Origin of the sequence: Streptomyces sp. XH2 (assembly GCF_049725035.1) — a bacterium.
Lineage (GTDB): Bacteria > Actinomycetota > Actinomycetes > Streptomycetales > Streptomycetaceae > Streptomyces > Streptomyces roseoverticillatus.
Genome location: NZ_JBMMMZ010000036.1, coordinates 1,549 through 5,024, shown reverse-complemented (window position 1 = coordinate 5,024; position 3,476 = coordinate 1,549). Strand labels below are relative to the sequence as shown.

1 rRNA gene and 1 other annotated feature (1 of these 2 running past the window's edge) are annotated in these 3,476 nt (G+C 58.0%); the gene reads left to right on the top strand.

Annotated elements, in window-relative coordinates:
* Nucleotides 1-100 precede the first annotated feature (100 nt).
* Nucleotides 101-1,624 (top strand): 16S ribosomal RNA (locus ACOTKD_RS38075).
* Between the two features lie 275 nt (nt 1,625-1,899).
* Nucleotides 1,900-3,476, top strand: a sequence feature (mutual gap in cmsearch alignment for this rRNA model is longer than 100) (it continues 1,516 nt past the right edge of the window).

Here is a 3,476-nt window from a genome sequence, read left to right as displayed (position 1 = left end):
GGGCTGACAGGCAACACAGCGAGGACGCTGTGAACGACCGGGACTATTCCTCCTGGTTGTTCCGCTCAACGCGAGTGTCACACCGGATTACCGGTAAACATTCACGGAGAGTTTGATCCTGGCTCAGGACGAACGCTGGCGGCGTGCTTAACACATGCAAGTCGAACGATGAAGCCCTTCGGGGTGGATTAGTGGCGAACGGGTGAGTAACACGTGGGCAATCTGCCCTGCACTCTGGGACAAGCCCTGGAAACGGGGTCTAATACCGGATATGACCTTCGAGCGCATGCTTGAAGGTGGAAAGCTCCGGCGGTGCAGGATGAGCCCGCGGCCTATCAGCTTGTTGGTGGGGTGATGGCCTACCAAGGCGACGACGGGTAGCCGGCCTGAGAGGGCGACCGGCCACACTGGGACTGAGACACGGCCCAGACTCCTACGGGAGGCAGCAGTGGGGAATATTGCACAATGGGCGAAAGCCTGATGCAGCGACGCCGCGTGAGGGATGACGGCCTTCGGGTTGTAAACCTCTTTCAGCAGGGAAGAAGCGAAAGTGACGGTACCTGCAGAAGAAGCGCCGGCTAACTACGTGCCAGCAGCCGCGGTAATACGTAGGGCGCAAGCGTTGTCCGGAATTATTGGGCGTAAAGAGCTCGTAGGCGGCTTGTCGCGTCGGATGTGAAAGCCCGGGGCTTAACCCCGGGTCTGCATTCGATACGGGCAGGCTAGAGTTCGGTAGGGGAGATCGGAATTCCTGGTGTAGCGGTGAAATGCGCAGATATCAGGAGGAACACCGGTGGCGAAGGCGGATCTCTGGGCCGATACTGACGCTGAGGAGCGAAAGCGTGGGGAGCGAACAGGATTAGATACCCTGGTAGTCCACGCCGTAAACGTTGGGAACTAGGTGTGGGCGACATTCCACGTCGTCCGTGCCGCAGCTAACGCATTAAGTTCCCCGCCTGGGGAGTACGGCCGCAAGGCTAAAACTCAAAGGAATTGACGGGGGCCCGCACAAGCAGCGGAGCATGTGGCTTAATTCGACGCAACGCGAAGAACCTTACCAAGGCTTGACATACACCGGAAAACCGTGGAGACACGGTCCCCCTTGTGGTCGGTGTACAGGTGGTGCATGGCTGTCGTCAGCTCGTGTCGTGAGATGTTGGGTTAAGTCCCGCAACGAGCGCAACCCTTGTCCTGTGTTGCCAGCATGCCCTTCGGGGTGATGGGGACTCACAGGAGACTGCCGGGGTCAACTCGGAGGAAGGTGGGGACGACGTCAAGTCATCATGCCCCTTATGTCTTGGGCTGCACACGTGCTACAATGGCCGGTACAATGAGCTGCGATACCGCGAGGTGGAGCGAATCTCAAAAAGCCGGTCTCAGTTCGGATTGGGGTCTGCAACTCGACCCCATGAAGTTGGAGTTGCTAGTAATCGCAGATCAGCATTGCTGCGGTGAATACGTTCCCGGGCCTTGTACACACCGCCCGTCACGTCACGAAAGTCGGTAACACCCGAAGCCGGTGGCCCAACCCTTGTGGAGGGAGCCGTCGAAGGTGGGACTGGCGATTGGGACGAAGTCGTAACAAGGTAGCCGTACCGGAAGGTGCGGCTGGATCACCTCCTTTCTAAGGAGCATATGGCCGACTGCAAGCGAATGACTTGCACGGTTGCTCATGGGTGGAACGTTGACTATTCGGCATCATCGGGTGCTTCTTCCTAGTACTGCTTCGGCGTGGAACGGAATGAAGGCTTGGAGATGTCGGGCACGCTGTTGGGTGTCTGAGGGTACGAGCGTTGCTCGACCTTCTTGACGCCGGCCCCAGTGAACTCGGCACGTTGTGTCGGGGTGATGGGTGGCTGGTCGTTGCTTGAGAACTGCACAGTGGACGCGAGCATCTGTGGCCAAGTTTTTAAGGGCGCACGGTGGATGCCTTGGCACCAGGAACCGATGAAGGACGTGGGAGGCCGCGATAGGCCCCGGGGAGCTGTCAACCGAGCTTTGATCCGGGGGTGTCCGAATGGGGAAACCCGGCAGTCGTCATGGGCTGTCACCCGCTGCTGAACACATAGGCAGTGTGGAGGGAACGCGGGGAAGTGAAACATCTCAGTACCCGCAGGAAGAGAAAACAACCGTGATTCCGGGAGTAGTGGCGAGCGAAACCGGATGAGGCCAAACCGTATGCGTGTGATACCCGGCAGGGGTTGCGTATGCGGGGTTGTGGGATCTCTTTTTCACAGTCTGCCGGCTGTGAGACGAGTCAGAAACCGTTGGTGTAGGCGAAGGACATGCGAAAGGTCCGGCGTAGAGGGTAAGACCCCCGTAGCTGAAACATCAACGGCTCGTTTAAGAGACACCCAAGTAGCACGGGGCCCGAGAAATCCCGTGTGAATCTGGCGGGACCACCCGTTAAGCCTAAATATTCCCTGGTGACCGATAGCGGATAGTACCGTGAGGGAATGGTGAAAAGTACCGCGGGAGCGGAGTGAAATAGTACCTGAAACCGTGTGCCTACAAGCCGTGGGAGCGTCGCGATGAGTGCTTGCACTCATCGTCGTGACTGCGTGCCTTTTGAAGAATGAGCCTGCGAGTTTGCGGTGTGTTGCGAGGTTAACCCGTGTGGGGAAGCCGTAGCGAAAGCGAGTCCGAATAGGGCGATTGAGTAGCGCGCCCAAGACCCGAAGCGGAGTGATCTAGCCATGGGCAGGTTGAAGCGGAGGTAAGACTTCGTGGAGGACCGAACCCACCAGGGTTGAAAACCTGGGGGATGACCTGTGGTTAGGGGTGAAAGGCCAATCAAACTCCGTGATAGCTGGTTCTCCCCGAAATGCATTTAGGTGCAGCGTCGTGTGTTTCTTGCCGGAGGTAGAGCACTGGATAGGCGATGGGCCCTACCGGGTTACTGACCTTAGCCAAACTCCGAATGCCGGTAAGTGAGAGCGCGGCAGTGAGACTGTGGGGGATAAGCTCCATGGTCGAGAGGGAAACAGCCCAGAGCATCGACTAAGGCCCCTAAGCGTACGCTAAGTGGGAAAGGATGTGGAGTCGCAGAGACAACCAGGAGGTTGGCTTAGAAGCAGCCACCCTTGAAAGAGTGCGTAATAGCTCACTGGTCAAGTGATTCCGCGCCGACAATGTAGCGGGGCTCAAGCGTACCGCCGAAGTCGTGTCATTCACACAAGAGGGCTAACGCCTGTGTGGATGGGTAGGGGAGCGTCGTGTGCCGGGTGAAGCAGCCGCGGAAGCGAGTTGTGGACGGTTCACGAGTGAGAATGCAGGCATGAGTAGCGATACACACGTGGGAAACGTGTGCGCCGATTGACTAAGGGTTCCTGGGTCAAGCTGATCTGCCCAGGGTAAGTCGGGACCTAAGGCGAGGCCGACAGGCGTAGTCGATGGACAACCGGTTGATATTCCGGTACCCGCTTTGAAACGCCCAATATCGAATCAGGCGATGCTAAGTCCGTGAAGCCGCCCTG